The 21,858-nt window shown below is 37.5% G+C and carries 16 protein-coding genes; all 16 read right to left on the bottom strand.

Annotation, left to right across the window (positions count from 1 at the left end):
* Positions 1-257: 257 nt before the first annotated feature.
* Positions 258-1,580, bottom strand: coding sequence for a hypothetical protein (locus NE558_RS13645; RefSeq protein ID WP_256150709.1), 1,323 nt, complete (start codon positions 1,578-1,580; stop codon positions 258-260).
* Positions 1,581-1,947: 367 nt separating this feature from the next.
* Complete coding sequence (locus tag NE558_RS13640) at positions 1,948-3,597, bottom strand: N-acyl-D-amino-acid deacylase family protein (protein WP_256150708.1); 1,650 nt, start codon at positions 3,595-3,597, stop codon at positions 1,948-1,950.
* Positions 3,598-3,706: 109 nt separating this feature from the next.
* Positions 3,707-4,366 (bottom strand): hypothetical protein, encoded by a 660-nt coding sequence (locus NE558_RS13635; RefSeq protein ID WP_256150707.1) that lies wholly within the window; start codon positions 4,364-4,366, stop codon positions 3,707-3,709.
* A 20-nt stretch (positions 4,367-4,386) separates the two neighbouring features.
* On the bottom strand, positions 4,387-5,088 hold the full coding sequence (locus NE558_RS13630; protein ID WP_256150706.1) for a DUF5058 family protein: 702 nt from the start codon (positions 5,086-5,088) through the stop codon (positions 4,387-4,389).
* 65 nt (positions 5,089-5,153) lie between these two features.
* Entirely contained in the window at positions 5,154-5,864 is a 711-nt protein-coding gene (locus tag NE558_RS13625) for a DUF5058 family protein (RefSeq protein WP_256150705.1), read from the bottom strand.
* Between the two features lie 689 nt (positions 5,865-6,553).
* Positions 6,554-6,922 carry a VOC family protein gene (locus NE558_RS13620; protein ID WP_256150704.1) on the bottom strand — a complete coding sequence of 123 codons (369 nt, stop codon included), beginning with the start codon at positions 6,920-6,922 and terminating at the stop codon, positions 6,554-6,556.
* A 425-nt stretch (positions 6,923-7,347) separates the two neighbouring features.
* Positions 7,348-8,994, bottom strand: coding sequence for a hydroxylamine reductase (hcp, locus tag NE558_RS13615; RefSeq protein ID WP_256150703.1), 1,647 nt, complete (start codon positions 8,992-8,994; stop codon positions 7,348-7,350).
* A 157-nt stretch (positions 8,995-9,151) separates the two neighbouring features.
* The gene (locus NE558_RS13610) at positions 9,152-10,543 is read right to left on the bottom strand and encodes a GntP family permease (RefSeq protein ID WP_256150701.1); all 1,392 of its coding nucleotides are present in this window, start codon (positions 10,541-10,543) and stop codon (positions 9,152-9,154) included.
* Between the two features lie 234 nt (positions 10,544-10,777).
* Complete coding sequence (locus NE558_RS13605; protein WP_420314602.1) at positions 10,778-11,503, bottom strand: enoyl-CoA hydratase-related protein; 726 nt, start codon at positions 11,501-11,503, stop codon at positions 10,778-10,780.
* 121 nt (positions 11,504-11,624) lie between these two features.
* Positions 11,625-13,178, bottom strand: a complete 1,554-nt coding sequence (locus NE558_RS13600) for an acyl CoA:acetate/3-ketoacid CoA transferase (RefSeq protein WP_256150698.1) — start codon at positions 13,176-13,178, stop codon at positions 11,625-11,627.
* A gap of 412 nt (positions 13,179-13,590) precedes the next feature.
* A complete protein-coding gene (locus NE558_RS13595) occupies positions 13,591-15,009 on the bottom strand; it encodes a sigma-54 interaction domain-containing protein (protein WP_256150697.1) in 1,419 nt (472 codons plus the stop codon).
* 1,071 nt (positions 15,010-16,080) lie between these two features.
* A complete protein-coding gene (locus NE558_RS13590; RefSeq protein ID WP_256150696.1) occupies positions 16,081-17,460 on the bottom strand; it encodes a sensor histidine kinase in 1,380 nt (459 codons plus the stop codon).
* 1 nt (position 17,461) lies between these two features.
* Positions 17,462-18,157, bottom strand: coding sequence for a response regulator transcription factor (locus tag NE558_RS13585; RefSeq protein ID WP_330643497.1), 696 nt, complete (start codon positions 18,155-18,157; stop codon positions 17,462-17,464).
* Between the two features lie 71 nt (positions 18,158-18,228).
* Positions 18,229-18,438, bottom strand: coding sequence for a copper chaperone CopZ (gene copZ, locus NE558_RS13580; protein ID WP_256150694.1), 210 nt, complete (start codon positions 18,436-18,438; stop codon positions 18,229-18,231).
* 78 nt (positions 18,439-18,516) lie between these two features.
* Complete coding sequence (locus NE558_RS13575; protein ID WP_256150693.1) at positions 18,517-19,239, bottom strand: hypothetical protein; 723 nt, start codon at positions 19,237-19,239, stop codon at positions 18,517-18,519.
* On the bottom strand, positions 19,236-21,722 hold the full coding sequence (locus NE558_RS13570; protein WP_256150691.1) for a heavy metal translocating P-type ATPase: 2,487 nt from the start codon (positions 21,720-21,722) through the stop codon (positions 19,236-19,238). Before NE558_RS13570 ends, NE558_RS13575 begins: the two co-directional genes overlap by 4 nt.
* Positions 21,723-21,858: the final 136 nt, after the last annotated feature.

Below are 21,858 nucleotides of genomic sequence, written 5' to 3'. Positions count from 1 at the left end.
GTTTATAATAACATGCCCTTTCTGTTCTGTCAAGGATAAAATGTCCTTTTCTGTTACTTTTTATAAAGTCTATCAATTCTCTATACAATTCTCTAAAAAACATCCAATATCCAGACCTTATAAAATATGTTTCACTTATAAGCATAATCGAAAAGACCCCTACATCTGATTTTTATTCCCTCAAAGAAAACTATCTGCGTGCACTCCCACTGCTTTGACCATTATCTTTTCAACTAGAAAAGAAAGGAATATCAACATCAAAATAACAAGAAGGGTTTAAATCGTAGAATTCTACTAGGTCGACCATATTTGCTCATTAATTTTTCACCAACCACCTGACAGTACCCAGCATCTGTTAAGCGTAAAATAATTCTATCCATTGTTCGAATACTAACACGGCAAATATCTGCTAATTCTTTTGAAGTGTATTCAGTCTTTTCTTCCTTTGTAATATTACTGAATATTGTATAAACCGTATTGGCGCTTAATCCTGTCTCTTTTGCAATTTGATAAAAACGCTCATCAAAATTATCCTCTTTTTTTCCTGATGAAATTGGCTCCAATGGACCGAGAATCTGACTATTTTCGAAAACCACATATGCAGTTTGATTCCCATGCCTTTGTGCCAGCTTGATACTTTCATAAGAATTAAATTTAGCTTCATTTGCCGTTTTTCCATACCCAATTCCAATATAAGTATTAATAACAGAAACCTCTTTCAGTAAATCCAATAAATAAATATCTCGATAGTTTTTTGTTTCCAATTCAATAATTTTTTTTGTTGTAAAAATCATAAATTCGCTTCTACCCTGCTCCACCAATACCCCATCAATTCGACTACTAAAATGATAGAGTTTATCCAGAACCTTAATTCTTTGGGAGAGATATGCATATTCATCGTCTTTCATCAATGAGTATTCCGACGGTATATTTAATTTAATTGTAACTACTACGATTTGATTTTCACTGTTTTTTTGAGCAATACAACGCATCATGGTGCTTTGGATACCTTGGAGCATTACATCTTCCGAGGGGGTGGCTAAAACCACAGGAAGTCCTTCTTTTTTCAAAATATAATACGCCTCTTCTAGCCCAGTAATACAACAACAAACCTTATTGTTGTTAAAATTACTTTTATGAAATTCAATTATAAAATCAGTGTAGCTTTCTTCGAGATATTTTTGTTCCGCAAAATACATATTCTCATCCCGAAATTCAACACCAATTTCTTTATAGAGCCGTTTGGTCATCTTCTTGTCAAAAGTATCCACACTCAATCGGCTAATATCATATTTTAGAAAATACGTAATCTCCAGAAGAACTCGGTATAAGGTAGTTTCATGACGAGGTAAATAGTCACATAATACAAAATCACTTCGCGATTTTTCATAATATTTAAACGGTGTTTTTCCAGCAAAAAGTACAGCATCTGCTTTTCCTTGATATTGATCCATTAATTCCGGCACTTCAATATATCTATTATACTTTAGACACCCGGTTTCCAGATTCGGGAAATTCTTCTGACTTACCAATAAAAGCTTATCAGTAATCATAGATGGACCCACGTAAAGTATTTTCATATATTTCCCCCTTTATCTTTTGAATACTTCTATTATAAACGATTTCACTGAAAAAGACCTTTCCTTTTTATTTTATGGTAATTTTAAGAGATTAACTTGACTCTGCCACGAAAGGGTAGCTTGAAAAAAACATTATTTTACTGCTAGATAGCTACAAATAGTTACATCATCTTTATGGCAAATAGTGCGCACATGAGAAGTGCCACGTTACTAAAAGGACAATTACAGGAATATGTCTTCTGAATTTACAAAAAGTGAAAGCCAGCGTCATTTTGGCGCTGGCCATAATTACTTATTGGAATAAATGAATATACCTAAGAAATTCTTATCTATTGTCAAGCCGAGAAGTTATATAAAACCACAGCTTTCACGCTTTCTCTTTTCCAAAGCGACTTGGATTTTTAATCACTCGACCTGCACAAATATCTGTTTGCTTTCCTTCTGCAAGAGCAACCTGCCCATTTACAATAACATAGTCCACACCAATAGTATATTGCTTTGGATCATCATAAGTAGCTTTATCGGCAATGGTATCAGGATTAAAAATCGTGATGTCTGCAAAATAATCTTCTTTTAGCAAGCCTCTCTCATTTACAATTCCTAGCGTTTTTGCAGAAATATATGTCATCTTTTTTACTGCCTCTTCAAAGGTCAACAGGCCTTTTTCTCTAACATAATAGGCAAAAATGCGTCCAAATGTACCAAAAGCACGGGGATGGGGTTTCCCGATGGAAAGCAATCCTTCCATAGAAAGATCCATACTGTCAGAACCAAAACATGTCTTTGGATGACAAACAACCCGATCTGTATCTTCTTGACCCTGGGTAAAAACAACCACCTGAATTTTACTTTTTTCTTCGATGAGAAGGCGGAAGAATGAATCAAATGGGTCTTCTCCATTTATTTCTGCCACTTCTGACATCTTTTTACCTTCCATATACTTGTTTTTTTCCGTCATAACAGAGGCAAGTACTACGCCGTCCCAGCCTCCTGCCATGCGGTAAAAGCACTGCCAACCTGGAATCCCTTCCTTTAACTCTTTCACAATTCTTTCTCTGTTATCCTGAACCGATAACCTCTGAATCATGTTTTCCACACCACCCTCAAATGCCCATGGTGGTAGAAGTGCCCCCAAGGAGGTCATACCTGCCGCATAGGGATAGCAATCAAAGGTTACCTCTATACCTTCAGCCTCTGCAACATCCAGTTTTGCGAACACTTCATCAATTTTACCGAAATTACGATGTCCCATTATTTTTAAGTGAGAAACATGAAGAGGAACACCTGCTGTTTTTGCAATATAAATTGCTTCATCCAGTGCTTCCATCTCCTCATCCCCTTCGTCACGGATATGAGAAATATAGTAGCCGTTGTAAGGTATTAATTCTTTGCACAGTTCTGCCAATTCTTCTTTTGTAGTATATGCCCCAGGTAAATATACCAAACCAGAGGATAAAGCAACACAGCCTGCCTCCATGGCTTTTCTTACCTCTGCCTTCATATTCTCCAACTGCTGAGGTGTTGCTTTTTCTTTAGAAAATCCCATTTCGTCAATACGCACAGGTCCGTGTGCCACATAACCAACAACATTTACTGCAGGAGTATTTGTGTCTAAATAATTGAAATATTCCTCCATTGTATTCCATGGCAATTCCAATTTCGCAGGGATAGTTCCAATAATTCTTGTACCAAGATAATCTATCAGCTCCTGTTTTCTTTCTTCTCTAATGGGTGCCACTCCAATTCCACAATTGGCCACAACATCCATTGTTACTCCACTGTATATTCTGCTTCTTGTATATCTGTCATAAACCAAGGATAAATCAGAGTGCGTATGAAAATCAATAAATCCCGGAGAAACGAATTTCCCTTCAGCATTGATTGTTTGCTTTGCCTCTGCATTTGTTAAGTCCCCAATGGCAGTAATTTTATCTCCTATAATGCCTACATCACCTTTGAAGCGTGCTTCGCCTGTACCGTCCAAAATAGTTCCATTTACAATTTTAATATCAAACATTATTTCTATCCCCTTTCCCAAAGCTTTATCAATAAATCCCCATAAAAATCTAGGTATGTGCTTATTAAATAAATCACTCTCTATTTTATAAGGGTCAAATTATTTTAATTTATGATTCCGAAGCCTTTTTCTTATCAATAACAAAGAAACCTCTTGTAATTAAAACACCGCCTAAAACGATAACCAATGTGAGAACACCGCCGGGAATACCAATCTTGCCCCCAAAAATCATAAGTAAAAGTGCCATGATAATTGTAGAAATACCTGCACGAATATCTTTTCTCGCAATATCTGTATAAATGGCACCAAACAATGCAGGAAGAATATAGGTGAAAGAGCTTGTTACAAATTCCGGTAACAGCGGAATTACCTGTGAACCGATGACGGTGAACACAGTAATCATCGTTGCTGACACCAATACAGAACAGCAAGTACCAATGGTGCCAATGACTTCACCTGCATGGGTGCCGGGCTCTACCCCCGCAATTTTTTGCGCCATTGATGCAGCAGGCATACGGATATCACCAACAGAACCAGCTAACCAACCAATATATGAGCCAGTGGCTCCCAGTGTTGGATAATATGCAATAGGCTGTACAATCCAGCTAATGCCATACGTTGCGGCAACCAACCCCCAGATTTTAAATATAACCGACATAGATGGCATTTCTCCATAACGAAGCCCAATATAAATTGCAGGAATAAAGTTTGCAATAATCGCCAAGCCCATGGAGATTCTACCTATCTTTACCATTTTACTATCATACATAATTGTCACCTCTTATCTATTTATGAAAATAATAATTGTGCTCCAAACATACCAACAAGCATTGCAATGCCCAAAGAAAGCTCTTGTAAACGTTGATTCTTTTTGAATACTGTGGTTAAAATATACATTACAGCCGCTGAAATAATTGCAGGTGCCAACTTAGGCATTGCCATATCTTTAATCTGATTTGCCAGTAAATAACCAAACAAACCAACTGTTGCACCTGCCATTAGCTTTTTAACCCACGCTGGATCATATTTTTCATTCATACTCGTTACAACCTTGCTCATTCTATGACCCAAAATGAATACAACAAAGAGCCACCCGAAATTATTTAGAGCCATACCCCAAAGAGCATAAGAAAAAGCTTGTGAACCAAATGCGGCACTGCCTACTTCAACCCCTGCTAAGGTTGAGGTCAATGAAACAACGCCTAATTCTGTTCTTGCGGCACCAACGTCACATAAACGCATCCAAGTTGTCGGTGCACCTACTACAACAATTAGTGATAACAACGTAATTACAGGGGATAGAGATGGTCCCAATGCCGTAATACTAGCAGAACGAATAGCAGCCTTTCTTCTATCTTTATCAATTCCTATTGAAGATGCTTCCTTTAATGCAGCCCTCATAAAAACAACCGCCTGAGAAACGGATATAATGACTAAAAAGCTTGAAACAATCCATAGTCCGGGGCTATTAATCATTTGTTGAAATTCCATAGTTTCGCCTCCTTAAAAAATGAATAAAATGTGTTTCTACCTTAATTAAAAGTTTTTATGATTATCTATCCAAACAAAAACTGGGTCAAAAACATACCCACCAACATAGATAATCCCAGAGAAACCTCTTGTAGCCGACTGTACTTCTTTAATACCGTACCAAGTACAAAGCTACATACCCCTGCAATTGCTGCAGCAGCATAATTGGCTGTCGACTTTCCAACCAGCTGACTGCTAAGCAAATAAGCAAATAAGGCTAGGGTTGCGCCGCCCAAAAGAGCCTTAATCCACTTTTTATCATATTTGGAATACATGATATTTACCATGTTTTCCATTTTATGATTAAACAAAAAGACAAAAATCAACCAACCAGCGCTATTTAGCACGCCGGCCCATATCCCATAAGTCCATGCCTTTATACCTATATTCCCATCCATAACCGTTACTCCGGCAACAGAACTTCCCATTGCAGCTGCCGCCAACTCTGTTCGGGCTGCTCCCACATTGTTTAAAACAAACCAGGTATAGGGTGTACCAAGCATTGCGCTCATAGCAATCATTATAATTATTGGAGAGAGTGAAGGACCAATGGCTGTGATACTGGCGGAACGAATTGCTGCTTTCCTTGCTTCTTGAGAAATCCCAATTTTTGCAGCTTCTTTTATTGCCTCTTTCATAAAAAAAACAGATTGTAATATTACAATAGCAATCATAATAATGACACAAAGCCAAATATCGTATCCATTTATAATCTTTTGAAACTCCGCCACTTCCACACAAATCCCTCCCTTTTTAAAACTTTACTTGTACTTTAAGTATATTTTAACGTACAATATTCCCCTATAATAGGGCGTTATCTGTCTTAAACTCTTGACCAAAAATAAAGTACTATCAATATTTACTTTGATTTTTGAAAGAAAAACAACATAAAAAGTTTCTTAACAATAATTTGTATTATCTTTAAATGCAAACACGATTGAAAACGAAGATTCCTCATTTTTTAAATAAATAACCTTTCTTCAGATTGATTATATTTTAACGTTTATGTTATATAGAAATTGTGTTTTAATATAAATACAAAATTAAAAATTGGTTTATTAATAATAAAGTGCTTGTAAGAATTGCATTTTATATGAAATTTGACTGTTTCTCTATTTAAGACTTTTAGACAAAATTTGATTCAAATTATAACTTTTGAGACTGATATACTTTATTTAATGGTATGGCATGCAAAGATGCTTATCTTACCTTTCCAACTTCCCTTATTATACAAATCTAAAAAGTCATTACGAAAAAAAGTTGTTTACTTTATTGAAGTAAACAACTTTTTCTATGTCTATAAAAAGCATGAGCCTTGTTACCTAGAGGAAATTTTGAGAATACAGAAATTTCCTTACTCTACAGGATCTTCTCACAATTTAATGAAGTGATTAATTGTTCATACCCATAACGCTAATATAATTACTTATTTATATTGGAATAGCTGAACAGTGAAACCGCTGGGGTCTTTTATAAAAAAGAACAATGCATCAGGAGTCTCAAAAGGACCCCCATATATTTTAATATTTCTCTCTTCCAAAGATTTCATCATATCTTCCACAGATGTAATGGAAAAACCTATTGAGACAGCTCCACCAAAGGAAACGTTATCATGATTCTCATCTTCTAATAGTTCTACCAACGTTTCTCCTTCAACTCCATTGCCCATAAATGCAATTTCCACGCCTTTTCCCGCTTTAAAGCGATTCACTACCTGAAGGCCAATAATTCGGGAATAGAAAGTGATCGATTCTTCTAGATTTTTCACATGTAATGTTGTCCATAAAAACTTCATAATAATTCATCTCTCCTTTATTATTTTTGTTGATAAAAACTAAGGAATTTAGCTCTACTTTTAATCAGAAATGTGTTTTTCTTTGCTGAACACCAACAGTTATTTTAAAAAACTGTCTAAACGGTGGGCCATTCACATGAACTCAGTCTGTTATTATACTGCCATAAGATGGTCCCCATTGCAATGAAATTATATTAAAAATTGCACTTCTTTAAGGATACTATCATGGTTTTTAGATTTCTAACCAATTATCAAAAGCTGATACTTAGTGATTATAAATGAAAAAGCTGCTGAATCATGATTTTCAATGATTCAACAGCTTCCATCCTTCAAGTGTAATTTTCCTGTTTTACCATAAATAGTATCCTGTTTCTACCTATTGCAATATAGTACAAAACGTAACCACATCCGTGATTTTGTATCTCTTATTTTGCCCAAATCGCTTTCAAATCATCATCGGGAGACGAAATCGGCTTTAAGTCAAATTTATCCACCAAAACTTGCATGATATTCGGTGTAATAAATGCTGGTAAGGATGGTCCAAGGCGAATATCTTTTATTCCTAAGGAAAGCAATGCCAAAAGGATTCCCACCGCCTTTTGTTCATACCAAGAAAGAACTAAGGACAGAGGTAAATCATTCACACCACATTCAAACGCTTCTGCTAAAGCCATAGCTACCTTTACCGCAGAATAGGAATCGCTGCATTGTCCGCAATCCAGCACCCTAGGAAAACCTGCTACTGTTCCCAAATCCAGCTTGTTAAAGCGGAATTTGCCGCAAGCCAGTGTTAAAATAATTGTATCCTTTGGTGTTTTTTCAGCAAATTCTGTATAATAGTTTCTACCAGGTCTTGCCCCATCACAACCACCGATTAAGAAGAAATGTTTGATTTTTCCGCTCTTTACTGCATCTACAATTTCGCCTGCATGGCTTAAAATGGCATGATGAGCAAAACCTATGGTGATTCTTTTTTCAGGTTCATCTTCCTGCCAGCCCTTCAGCTCTAAAGCCTTCTCAATAATTGGGGTGAAATCTTTTTTGCCATTGACCTCATCTATATGGGGACAATCGGGCATTCCTACAATGCTTGTTGTAAACAATCTATCTTTATAACTATCCCTTGGCTTTTGTACGCAGTTGGTGGTCATTAAAATGCAACCGGGTATTCCATCAAACTCCTCCTGCTGTTTCTGCCAAGCTCCGCCGTAATTTCCTACAAGATGTTTATATTTTTTTAATTCAGGATAAGCATTTGCAGGAAGCATTTCACAATGGGTATAAACTTGAATGCCCTTTCCTTCTGTTTGCTCCAACAATTCTTTTAAATCCTTAAAATCATGACCCGAAACAATAATAAAGGGACCTTTTTTCTTTGTAATTAGAACCTGAGTAGGTTCAGGGTTACCATATGCCCCTGTAACTGCTGAATCTAAAACTTCCATGCACTTAATATTTGTTTTCCCCAGTTCCATATTTAAGTTAAACAAATCTTCAACACTTAGGCTATCATCAATTGTTCCTGATAAGCCTTTATAAAAGAAATTATTCACTTCATCATCAAATTTGCCTAGAATATATGCATGGTGAGCATAAGCCGCCATTCCTTTAAAACCATAAATCAATAGCTCTCTTAATGCACGAATATCCATATCCAGCTTTTCATCAGCCATAATGCCAATATTCTTTGCATCTTCCAGCATTCCCTCCATGGTATCCGGAGCTTTATATTTTGCAGCCTCCGGAACATTCATTATTTCGCCAACTGCTTTTTTCAGTTCTTCTTTTATTTCCTCAGCCTTTTTCACATATTCTACAAATCGTGTTGGATCAAAATTTACATTTGTCAGCGTTGAAAACATGCCATCAACAACGAACTTGTTAATTTCACTTCTAATCTTTAACCCCTTCTCTAAATTTTTCTGACCATAAAACCCAATTCCCTTTAATTCGTGAATCAAAACATCTTGTAAATTTGCAACAGTGGGATTTTTCCCACATACACCAGATTTCACACAGCCTTTTCCACCTAATGTTTGTTCACATTGATAACAAAACATTGAATTATCCATAAATTAGCCTCCTCGTCTTTATTCTAATCTAAATTAGTTTTCCAAATTGAAGGTAGACTATTCCAATTAATCATAAGAAATCAAAATATTAGCAAAAAAGCCGCCTGACAAATCTGATTGATTTGTCAGGCGGCTTTAAAACTTATATCATAATTAATTATACAATACCAAATGATCCTAAAGTAACTATTACAATTGCTGCAATGGTAGGAATAACTACTGTAACCATACCAAGATGAGCATAACTTTCCTTATGTGTCATGCCTGTGATGCCAAGAAGTGTTATTACCGCACCATTATGAGGCAAGCTATCCAAACCACCGCAGGCAACAGCAGCAACTCTATGGAGAACTTGAATGTCAATGCCTCTTGCCATAGCCTGATCCATAAAGGTTTGTCCAAATGCTTCAAGAGCAATACTTACGCCACCGGAAGCAGAACCTGTGATACCTGCAAGCACAGAACTTGAAATAGCTGTTGTAACAAGAGGGTTTGAAGATATACCCATCAATGCACCGCCAACAATACCAAAAGCTGCAAGGGTTTTGATAACATTACCATAACCAACTTCACTGGCAGTGTTCATAATAGCAAGGAATGATCCTTGAACCCCTTCTTTTAAAGTGGACATAATACCCTTTTTGAATCTCTTAACATTTAATGAAATTGCAAAAGCGATTGCTACAATTAAAGATAAAATCAAACTCCAGTTTCCAAGAACTGCAGAAGGAGCAATATTATACTTGTCCTGCAAATAGCTAAAATCCATACCAGGGAAAACAATCTTTGAAAGAACAAAGTTTCCAATTAACACAATTAAAATAGGAATAATTGCTGTACCAAAACTAGGCAAATCATTTGCATCTACAGTGTTTAAATTTTCATTAGGATGATTTCCATAACCTTCGCCAGCTTTCTTAGCCTTTACAGCTCTAGAGATAATCCAAAGAGTGCCACCAAAAAACATGATCAGTGCTGCTACAATACCCAAAACAGGTGCAGCAAAAAGGTCAGTACCTAAATATTTCATGGGAATAGCATTCTGAATCTGTGGTGAACCAGGCAGTGCTGACATAGAGAAAGTAAGTGTACACATACCAATAGTTGCGGGCAACAATCTCTTTGGAATATTAGCTTCTCTAAATAAAGCAGCACCAATTGGATAAAGGGCAAAAGCTGCAACGAACATAGAAACACCACCATAAACAATGATGCCACCAGCAATTACGATTGCCCAAATTTCTTTACCTTTACCAACTTTTTTTGCAATGAACATAGCGATGGAATTCGCTGTTCCCGTATCATCCATTACCTTACCAAACAATGCACCTAATAAGAATACAGGATAGTAATTCTTTACGTAGTTTGCTGCATTAGTCATAAATGTTTCTGTGTATGTAGCCAAAAGATGAACTTCTCCACCATCAAAAAGGGAAAAGCATGTTGCAAGCAGAGCCAAAATTGGTGCCAAAAGTATAACTGACCAACCTCTATACGCCAGATAAATCAAAAGGCACAATGATAATAAAATACCTATAAATCCAATCATTTTTAATCCTCCTAAATTATGTTAGAAAAACACAAACCCCAAAAAATTCTCTTCTTCCCTACCACTCCTTTTAGAATATTTCCTATTCTGTCTGTTATTTATTTAAATACGCAAGTTCTGAGTTTTGCGCAAAAATTTAATATGAATTCATTAGCAATTTATGTTTTATTATGTAGATTTTTATGCGCAAGAATCCCGGGTTATCCTGCGCAAAAAAGAAGTTAAGCGAATTGATTATTTGCCAATAAACTTAGCAGGTCTTTTTTCAAGGAAAGCAGCAACACCTTCAACCTTGTCAGCTGTGGAGAACAAAAGGCCTGTTACATCTCTTTCCAGTTCAAGAGCGTTTACCAAATCCATTTCTTTACCTCTGTTGATTGCAACCTTACACATAGAAATTGCTTTTGGTGCCTTTGTAAGAATAGTAGCCATCATTTCTTTTGCAGAAGATAGCAATTCTTCAGGAGCAACCACTTTGTTTACAAGTCCAATGGAAAGAGCTTCATCAGCTTTAACCTGTCTTGCTGTAAAAATAAGTTCTTTTGCAACACCATAAGCTACCAGTCTTGTTAATCGCTGTGTACCACCAAAACAAGGCATAATTCCGAGGTTTACTTCTGGCTGTCCGAAAACTGCATTTGTGCTGGCAATTCTAATATCACATGCCATAGCAACTTCGTTTCCACCACCAAGAGCATAGCCGTTTACAGCGGCAATAACGGGTTTTTCAAGTCTTTCAATAGAACTACAGCACATCTGTCCAAGCTCAGAACAATCTCTTCCGCCCAAAGCATCCAGAGGAACAAACTGTGTAATATCTGCTCCTGCAATAAAGCCCTTGCCTTCTGCTGTGATAATAACACCATTAATGGAATCATCTAAACCAATACATTCCATAACTTTAATCATTTCCTGCATGGTTTCAGCGTTGAGCGCATTCAGTGCTTTTGGTCTATTCATTGTTAAAATAGCTACCTCGCCCTCAATCTCGATAATAATGTTTTTAATGCTGTCTTTCAGTTCTGCTAATTTCAATTATGACATCTCCTTTGTTTAATGTTAAAGTTCTTAAGTTTTATAGTTATTTAGCAAGACCCATTGGCTCGTCCTTGAAAATTCTTTCGTCCATAAGCTGAACTTCCTTTTCCATTTTAGGGACAAATCCCATCAGATCAATAATCTGTGTTTGAATATCAATTCCGGGAGCAACCTCTATCAGATGCACACCATCTTGTCTTAGTTCAAAAACAGCTCTTTCCGTTATGTACATAACAGGCTGATTCGTTTTGTTTGCATATTTACCACTAAAAGTGATATGCTCTACGGCATTTACAAGCTTTCTTTCAGCCCCTTCTTTTGTAATAAGCATTTTGCCATTTTCTACTGCTGTTTTTAAACCACCTGCAGTAAATGTCCCACAGAAAAACACTTTTTTTGCATTCTGTGTGATATTAATAAATCCACCACAGCCAGCAATTCTTGGGCCAAACTTACTTACATTTACATTTCCTTCACCATCTGTTTGTGCAAGACCAAGGAATGCAAGGTCTACGCCACCACCATCGTAAAAATCAAATTGATATGGCTGATCCAAAACACAATCCGCATTGATACTGCCACCGAAACGTGTACCACCTTGGGGAATACCACCCACAGGGCCAACCTCAACGGTAAGTGTCATAAAATCGCCAATACCCTCTTCGTTTGCAACGGCTGAAACATATTCAGGAGCACCAATTCCCAAATTTACAACAGTATCTTTTTGCAGTTCCATCGCCGCACGTCTTGCGATTATTTTTTTTGCATCTAATTTCAAAGTGTTGGTACTATCTGTCAGAATACGAATCTCACCAGAAAGGCTCGGATCATACTTGCCATTTAGACACTGCTGGTGCTCTTCCTCTTTGGATAAAACAATGCCATCCACATAAATACCAGGAATTTTTACAAGCTTTGGATCCAGTGTGCCCCCACGAACAACGTTTTGTACTTGGACAATAACCTTTCCGCCGCTATTTTTTGTAGCCTGTGCCAAAGAAGTAACTTCAAATGGTGCGACTTCCTTTTCCAGAGAGATGTTTCCATACTCATCTGCATATGTACCACGAATGAAGCAAATGTTTATAGGAATTGCTTTGTAAAGAAGTTGTTCTTTCCCATCAATTTCAATCAACTTGACCATATCCTCGGTAGTGATATCATTCAGCTTGCCACCTTGATTTCTGGGATCTACAAAGGTGTTTAAGCCTACATGGGTTATGGTTCCCATCTTATGTGCTGCAATATCTCGATATAGCTGACAAAGGGTACCTTGGGGAAAGTTATATGCCTCGATTTTATTATCAATCGCTAATTGACCAAGTTTAGGAGCCAAATTCCAATGGCCGCCGATTACTCTTTTTGTCATGCCCTCATGGGCAAAGTGATCTGCTCCGCTGCCATCGCGGTTACCTAAACCTGCGGCATAAAACAGTGTCAAATTTTTAGGAGAACCAGTTTCAATAAATCTTTTCTCTAAAGCTGCGTTTAATGTTTCTGGCAAACCACAAGCTACAAAGCCACTTACGCTTATGGTGTCTTGGTCTTTCACGAGCAGAGCGGCTTCTTCTGCACTGTAAATCTTGATTTTTTTCATTTTTTTACCTCGAATCATTTCATTTTTCAGTGACTCCGCTTAAAACAAGCATAAGCCAAATAAATAATTATCTAAATTCAGGTGCTTCGTTATTAAAATGCATGTATTCTAAATATTTTCTTCACTTCTTTAGCAGAGCAAAGGTCATAAGTCTTTTGTATCTTTTCAATCCATCGATCATTGCCAAAATCACGCAATCTAGTTTGTCAAAAGTTCCTGTAAAATGTTTCTAGTCCCCTTTTTCAAAACAAATATAAATTGAACGGTTTTTGTATATCTTGCATAAATTTTAGCTTTTATTTTAGTATTTTTCTACATACACCCTGAAAAAGTGTGCAAAAATAACACCAAAATTACGGCATGGCAATCTGCATAATTTTAATGTAAATTTTTGTTATTTTGTTAGCCTATATCACTCTTGTGTTTTTCTTGAAAATTGCTTAATTTCATATTTCGTAATTTTTTTGTAAATTGCACTGCGATGAATACCTAACTCCTCTGCAGCACTTTGGCAGTTCCATTCATTGCTTACTAATGCTTCAGTAATCAAATTCTTTTCATACTCATCCATCATCTGACTTAGTTTCTTTCCATCGCTTTCTTCAAAAGAACCAAATCGATGTCTTGAAACCATTTTACTGGGTAAATCTGAAAGCTGAATGGTGAAATTTTCACATGCAGCGTATGCACTTTTTATCACATTATCCAGTTCTCTAACATTGCCCGGCCATGAATAATTTTTAAAGCACTCCTTTACCTCTTTCGAAATGGCAATTGTAGTTTTGTAATCATTATTCAACCGTTTTAGAAAATGATTTGCCAACTCAAGGATATCCTCACGACGTTCCCTGAGGGGAATCATCTCGATATTAATTACATTTAATCTGTAATATAAATCTTCACGGAACTCGCCGTTTTGCATCATTTCATATAGATTCTTTCTGGTAGCTGCAATGATTCGCACATCAACGGGAACAGGTTTGTAGCTTCCTATTTTCTCAACTTCCCGTTCCTGCAAAACTCTTAAGAGCTTTGCCTGCATTCCTAATGGCATATCTCCAATTTCATCGAGGAACAATGTCCCTTTGTTGGCAAGTTCAAATTTACCTTTTTTTCCACCTTTTTTGGCTCCAGTAAATGCACCTTCCTCATATCCAAAGAGTTCACTTTCAAGAAGCTCTGCAGGGATAGCTGCGCAGTTTATGCTAACCATAGGTTTTTCTCTACGATCACTGCTATAATGAATTGCTGTGGCAAATACCTCCTTACCGGTTCCTGTTTCTCCGGTGAGAAGTACAGAAAATGATGTCCTTGCGGCTTTTATACCACGTTTCTTCAATTCTCTGAACTTTTGGCTTTCTCCCAACACCGTATCGAAAGAGCAATAGCCTGCTGTATTCTTTTTACGGTATTCTTCTTTATAAAATTCAAACTCCGCATACTCTTGAATTAACTTCTTCGCAGAATCTAAGGTTTGAAGTCTAAATTTTACTTGAGCAACCCCAGCAATAACCTTTTTGTTATCATCGTAAACACATGAACGGTTTACCAAAAAAGTTGCATCCTCCACATCGTCTCTTTGTTCCTGAAGCCGCAAAATCGCCCCCTCTTCTTTGTATGCATTCTTAATAATATCAAGCATTTTTGTGTTTGGTATTATTTCTTTGATGCATCTTCCAACTGCTTCTTCCTTTGTGGTTTTCAGATACTTACAATACTGATCATTGATATCAGTAATCATCCCTTTCGTGTCAACCACAATAAATCCATCATCCGAGAGACTAAGTATTTCGTCAAATATGTACTTATATCTGTTATGATTGGTTTCCATAAAAGTTCTTCCTTTCCATGAAATTGAATGGCGCTTCTTATAAATTTGCAATAAAATAATTGACTACTTTCCATCGATAGTATGCCTTGTTCAAAACGTAATTATGAATCTCAACATGCAAGATTGTTTCCGTTTAGAGAATTAATTCTCCATTTTGCGACAACGTCTCCATTTGTAGACTTTTTTCTCTCTTTTTATACAAATATCTTTCGTGTTTTATCGTAGCACATTATCATAAAATATAGAAGAACAAATGTTACGATTGCCCACACAAAAAAAGTAGAAAGTAAAAAATCCTCTTGTTTAGCTGTTTTTCTAGGTTTTTTCAGGTGTACTACACTGGATACTCCTTATAGTCAATTTGCCTCGTCTCTTATTGCTTTTCACAAAACACGCTAGACAAATGATAACGAAAATATGAATACATATTTTCTTTTCTACTTTGCTTATCTCTTCACACAATATTAAAGCAACTATCATGCCAAAGAGTCAGTTACGCATCAATATTCCTCATAAAACTTTATTTTTTATTAGTTTCTTATAGTTTTTGCCACAAAATCAAGCTCAAAATTTGTGAATAAATGATACAAACTAATGTTACAAATTGAGACACGTAATTTCAATAACAAAAAAAACTTCAAAATACTCCAAAATTCGTCTCCGCTTGGAGAATGTAAATATTTAGGGAATTTTTATTAACCTAGTTTATACCTCTTCTAACTCCAAAACCCGCCCTATCCAAATCAACATTTTCTTAGAGAAACAAGCCTTTCTTTCAAAACTCATTTCTGAATTATTTGAACGAGGGCTAACAAAATAAAGAAAGGTTTTCTTTTTCAAACCACATAAATTCTCACTCGCATTTTATCTTCAGGCAGACTATTTTGTTGCTACAAAATAAAAAGGCATCAGAAGTTTTCTTCTGATCCCCTTTTCCCATACTATCTTTTTATTTTAGTTCCAAGAAACTGATCGGCACTTTCATGAACAAAAAGTCTGAAAAAATCTCCATTCCTCATATTTATTGAAAATACTGCCTTTAAAGAATGTCTCAGAATATAATTTTGCTTCCTATTTCGGTAGTACAACAGTGAATTTACTTCCAGTCCCCTTGTTACTTTCCACCGTTATTTTTCCCCCATGGGCTTCAATGATAGACTTTGCAATAGTCAATCCAATGCCTGCTCCTCCCGTTTTCCGATTACGAGATTGGTCAGTACGATAGAATCTTTCAAAAATATAGGGTAAGTCTTTTTGAGAAATGCCAATTCCATTATCTTCAATTATCACTACTCCTCTATCGAATTCATCCTTTACCCAAACATTTATTTTCCCACCTTCCAGTGTGTATTTAATTGCATTGGATAACAAATTGATTATAACCTGAATAATTCTATCTTTGTCAACTAAGATATTAGAAGGTACCCCATCTACAAGAATGCTTATATTCTTATTGTCAGCTTCTTTTTCTAAATTAACGCAAACATTTTCCACAATTTCAAGTAAATTTACTTCTATTTTTTTTAGCTGAAGATTTTCCTGCTCCAATTTTGCCAAACCATCTAAATCAATCACCAAACTGCTTAGCCGCTTCACTTCCTCCACGCAACCATTCAATCTTTCAACAGAAGGCTCCCAAAGCCCCTCTGACATGGCTTCCAAATGAGAACGAAGGGCAGTAAGGGGTGTGCGAAGCTCGTGCGCAACATCGGCCGTAAGCTGTTTTCGATATTGCTCTTGCCTGCTAAGAGAATTCGCCATGTGATTCATAGAAGAAAAAAGCATATTTAATTCTCTTGTATTTGTTTCATTTTCAAGTCTTATATTATAGTCGCCATTAGATATTTGCTGGGCAATTTCAGCAGTTTTGGTAATTGGGCGGGCAATTCTATGGGCTAATATCGTTCCCGCAACAATAGAAACAACGCAGGAAAGCAACCCAATTATCAGCAAAATTTCAGAAAGATCATCTATAAATTGATACTCGTTTTCATTCAAAAAATAGGGGCCATAAGCTTGTATAGAAGCAGTACCAACCTTTCGGTCACCCTGCATCAAATCATAAGAATACGTTGTAAATCCGCTATTGTTCCTCTGGCTCATGCGTTCTGTAATATCCCTCATAATTTGTTTGCAAAGAGCCATATCGTGACTTGCTGCATCCCAAATCATCTTCCCTTCAGTGTCATATACAGTCAAAACATAACCATCATATAACGAATACATCCCTATGGCATGAATATAATCTAAATTCCAACTTCTCGTCATACCGTTATATAGATTTTCCAAATCGTTTACGATTTTTTCTCTTTGCCCTCGTTCCTGATTAATCATGTACTCCTCAAACTGCTGATTGACAGCGGCATTGGCAAGAAAACTGACAAGGGTCACCACCACCAAAACAATAGTCAAAATATATAATGAAATTTGAGAGCGCAAACTTTTCCCCAAATTATTCCCCTCCAAACTTATAGCCCAAACCATGAACCGTCAATATATATACAGGGTTTTTAGGATCATCTTCAATTTTTTGCCGAATGTTTTTTATATGGCTGTCAATAGCCCGATCGTACCCATCAAAATCGTCCCCTAATGCAATTATGATTAATTCCTCTCTGGTAAAAACCTTACCTGGATATTTCAACAGCGCAGACAAAATTTTCATTTCCGTTGGTGTCAGAACAGCCGAAACATTCTTCTTTAAAAGAAGCCCTTTCTCAAAATCAACAACCAAATCCCCACTGTTCCATGAATTGCGTAACGACAAAGGAATCAAATCGTCTCTTGATCTACGAAGAAGTGCTTCTACTCGAGCATACAATTCCTTTAAACCAAAGGGTTTTATAATATAATCATCCGCACCAAGCTCCAAACCCTGCACCACATCTTCTTCCTCTACCTTGGCTGTGAGCATAATAATGGGTACACGTGACCTTTTTCGAATCTGGGCACATACTTCTTCCCCGGTGATACCCGGCATCATTAAATCTAGTATTACCAAGGTTATATTTTGACGGTTAAATATTTCTAAAGCTTCTTCTCCATTGTCGGTAGAAAAAACCTTAAAACCTTTGCTAGTCATTAAAGCGGATACAACCTCCAAAATTTTCGGCTCGTCATCTACAACCAGTATATTTTTATTCTCCACACGCAAAACCTCTCACCTCTCATCTTAAAAACACAAAGGGGGGCGCTTTATCAGCGTATCCCCCCTTGTAATCAGCCAATCACATCATATCCCTGATCGTCAATTTCTGCTTTAATTTTATCCAGCGTACTTTGCTCTGGATTATATTTTACCGAAACCGTTTTGCCTTTCAAATCTACAGAGACATTCTCTATCCCAGGTAATGCCCCAACGGCTTTTTGAACCGCTTTCACGCAGTGCTCGCAGGACATACCTTCTACTTTTAATACTGTTTCTTCCATATTGTTGTTCCTCCCATCATTCATATAAATTTTATATTATTTTTCAACGTCCCTTAAAAGAACGATTTTGCCTTCCAATCACTCTAAATCAACGGGTTTCAAGAATTTATAAACATCTTGGGCTTTTCCGTTCATTTCAACGTTAACCGTCGTATAAACCCATCCCTCAACTTTCTCAGGGTCAACACCAGCGGCAATCAGAGGCTCCGGATTGAGGACAAACACAATATCCTTATCCTGTTTTTCTTTTGTAACTCCATTTTCCTGCATATCCTTTGCCCATTCAAACATATTCCCATTACCAAGACTCACATTATAATGATCCAGCGCCATATGATAACCCAATGTTTTTCTATCATTCTCTACAATCTGCTTATAGCCAGCCAATGGAGTGGAATCACTCTCATGGGTAAGCTTATCATTGGTAAGTTTTACCCCCACTGTAAGCATTCCTTCGGAGGCATTATAATATTCCGGCAGTTTTGATACATCTAAACCGGCCTGAATAAAAGGCTCTTCATCTATTTCTAACATAATATCATAAAGAGGGCTTTTACTGTAATCACCACTCCAGATAAATCTTACAGAACCATCAGGCGCTTCCAGAGACCAACCTACATTTTTCTCATCAACCCTCACCCTATCGTTGGATGCTGTGAGTATCTTTTCAAAAGAAGCGGTAGAGCCTGTTCCAACAACATCGATGCTTCCTCCTGCGGCTCTAAGAAAAACAAATATGATTGAGGCAAGAATAACTACACCGATTAAAATTCCCCAAATTAGCTTTGAATTTTTTTTCATGCCGATACCCCCCCTTCTTTTCTGACTGTTGCTTTAAATCTCTTAAGCCTTAGAGCATTGGTAAGTACAGAGACAGAGCTTAGACTCATGGCCGCCGCCGCAAATATAGGATTCAGCAGTGGTCCTCCAAAGAGATAAAGAACGCCTGCCGCAATGGGTATACCAATTACGTTATAACCAAACGCCCAGAATAAATTTTGTTTTATATTACGGATGGTTTTCTTGCTTAAAAGAATCGCAGTGGGAACATCCATCAAATCTGATCGCATGAGTACTATATCGGCAGATTCCATAGCAACATCAGTACCTGAGCCTATAGCAATCCCAATATCAGCTTGCGCCAACGCCGGAGCGTCATTGATACCATCGCCAACCATGGCAACCTTACGGCCTTGGGCCTGAAGCTTTTTCACCTCATTGGATTTGTCCTGAGGGAGTACCTCAGCCAAAACTTGATCAATGCCCACCTGTCGGGCGATTGCAGATGCAGTTTTCTTATTGTCTCCCGTAATCATGGCAACTTCTATTCCCATATTATGCAGCTCCCGTATGGCGTCTCGACTGCTTTGCTTCACAACATCGGCAACTGCCACAATACCGGAAAGCTTACCATTCAAAGCCACATACATAGGTGTTTTTCCTTCTTCCGCCAGCCTATCACTTTCTGCTTCCAAAGCACTTAGAGAAATATTTCTCTCCTCCATCAGCTTGCGATTTCCTGCCAATACAGTTTGCCCGTCCATTTGTGCCTCAATGCCTCTGCCTGTGAGAGATTCAAAATGTTCCATCGGAAGCATTTCCAAACTCTTTTCCTCTGCCCCACGAACAATTGCCTGCCCCAATGGATGCTCTGAGCCTTTTTCTGCTGAAGCAGTTACTTGCAATAGTTGGTTCTTTTCCACACCTTCTATAGTAATCACATCCGTCACAGTAGGCTTGCCCTCGGTAATCGTTCCTGTCTTATCAAAGATAATGGTGTCAATTTTGTGGGCAGTTTCCAATGCCTCGCCGCCTTTAATCAAAATACCGTTTTCGGCACCTTTACCCGTGCCAACCATAATGGCTGTTGGGGTCGCCAAGCCTAAAGCACAAGGGCAGGCAATCACGAGAACTGCAGTAAAAATGGTAAGCGCAAGCTCAATATTGCCAGTGCCGATGTACCAACCAATTCCAGCCACAAGGGCAATGACGCATACCACAGGTACAAAATATCCTGATACAATATCCGCCATCTGGGCAATGGGTGCCTTGGAGCCCTGTGCATCCTCAACCAGCTTAATAATCTGAGCCAAAGCAGTATCACTGCCAATCTTCTCCGCTCGAAAACGAATGGTGCCCGTAGTGTTTAAGGAGGCTGTATAAACAGGGTCTCCTGCCTTTTTATTCACCGGCATACTTTCACCAGTAAGCATAGACTCGTCAATGGCAGTATGCCCTTCAATCACCGAACCATCAACTGGAATTTTACCACCGGGTTTTACAACAATAATATCGCCGATTTCTACCTCGTCAATGGGGATTTCTTTTTCTTTACCATCTTCTATTATTATAGCAGTTTTCGGTGCAAGCCCCATGAGCTTTTTAATCGCCTCACCAGTACGTCCTTTTGAAATAGCCTCAAGAGTCTTACCCAGGAGAATTAAAGTGATAATTACACCTGCCGATTCATAATAAAGATGATCCACTGCTCCAAAATTGCCATTGGCAATCAACCAAGTATTATAAAGGCTGTATAGCACAGCGGCAGTGGTACCTATGGCAATCAAAGAATCCATATTTGGACTGCGTTGCCATAAAGATTTATAGCCTACCGTATAGAATTTATAGCCCACACCAATTGCGGGTGCTACCAGTAATAGCTCCACCAATGCAAAAAGCAAAGGGAATCCCATAGGATCAAGCCCCTCAGGAAAAGGTAGGCGAACAAATGTAATCATAGGTGCCATAGCAATGTATAAAAGTGGAACGGAAAACAATGCAGAAACAACAAGCTTTGTTTGAAGAATTTTAATTTCTTTTTCCTTTCTTTGTCTATCCTCATCTGCTGCGTCCTCTTTATTTATTTCTAAGGCCTCGTATCCTGCTTTTTCAATTGCTTCACGAATGGCAGACAAACGCACCGTTTGAGGCTCATACACCACCGTCGCTTTTTCCGAAGCAAAATTAACAGAAGCACTTGTCACACCATCCAGCTTTTTCATTGCCTTCTCCACACGCTGGGCGCAAACGGCGCAGGTCATTCCACCTATAGGTATTGTTACGCTACTGTTAGCCTTTTCTTCCACCTCATACCCAATCTTTTTCACAGCCTCTTTAATTGCAGTAAGAGAAAGGGCATTTTCGTCGTATTCTACAAATAGCTTTTCACTAGCAAGGTTTACGGATGCCTCCTCTATTCCAGATAACTTCCTCACCGTTTTTTCAATTCTTTGGGCACAAGCGGCACAGGTCATCCCTCTGATGTTCAATACTTGACTGTCCATATTAACTCCTTTCCAAATAGAACCGTTCCCCATGAATAACCGAACGCTTCCATTTTACAATAATCTTCTCAAATTATATAAATCATAAAATATGTTTTCACCTATTTTTCAGTTTTTCATCTCAATTCAATAAATT

It is taken from the genome of Anaerotignum propionicum (genome assembly GCF_024461735.1).
Classification (GTDB): Bacteria; Bacillota; Clostridia; order Lachnospirales; family Anaerotignaceae; genus Chakrabartyella.
The sequence above is the reverse complement of the archived record's forward strand: the minus strand, read 5'-3'. Positions and strand labels throughout refer to the sequence as shown.

Bases quoted from the DNA above. Each gene is read 5' to 3' on its own strand.
- NE558_RS13645 (WP_256150709.1), bottom strand. From the start codon at position 1,580: ATGAAAATACTTTACGTGGGTCCATCTATGATTACTGATAAGCTTTTA.
- NE558_RS13640 (WP_256150708.1), bottom strand. From the start codon at position 3,597: ATGTTTGATATTAAAATTGTAAATGGAACTATTTTGGACGGTACAGGC.
- NE558_RS13635 (WP_256150707.1), bottom strand. From the start codon at position 4,366: ATGTATGATAGTAAAATGGTAAAGATAGGTAGAATCTCCATGGGCTTG.
- NE558_RS13630 (WP_256150706.1), bottom strand. From the start codon at position 5,088: ATGGAATTTCAACAAATGATTAATAGCCCCGGACTATGGATTGTTTCA.
- NE558_RS13620 (WP_256150704.1), bottom strand. From the start codon at position 6,922: ATGAAGTTTTTATGGACAACATTACATGTGAAAAATCTAGAAGAATCG.
- hcp (WP_256150703.1), bottom strand. From the start codon at position 8,994: ATGGATAATTCAATGTTTTGTTATCAATGTGAACAAACATTAGGTGGA.
- NE558_RS13610 (WP_256150701.1), bottom strand. From the start codon at position 10,543: ATGATTGGATTTATAGGTATTTTATTATCATTGTGCCTTTTGATTTAT.
- NE558_RS13605 (WP_420314602.1), bottom strand. From the start codon at position 11,503: ATGAATAGACCAAAAGCACTGAATGCGCTCAACGCTGAAACCATGCAG.
- NE558_RS13600 (WP_256150698.1), bottom strand. From the start codon at position 13,178: ATGAAAAAAATCAAGATTTACAGTGCAGAAGAAGCCGCTCTGCTCGTG.
- NE558_RS13595 (WP_256150697.1), bottom strand. From the start codon at position 15,009: ATGGAAACCAATCATAACAGATATAAGTACATATTTGACGAAATACTT.
- copZ (WP_256150694.1), bottom strand. From the start codon at position 18,438: ATGGAAGAAACAGTATTAAAAGTAGAAGGTATGTCCTGCGAGCACTGC.
- NE558_RS13575 (WP_256150693.1), bottom strand. From the start codon at position 19,239: ATGAAAAAAAATTCAAAGCTAATTTGGGGAATTTTAATCGGTGTAGTT.
- NE558_RS13570 (WP_256150691.1), bottom strand. From the start codon at position 21,722: ATGGACAGTCAAGTATTGAACATCAGAGGGATGACCTGTGCCGCTTGT.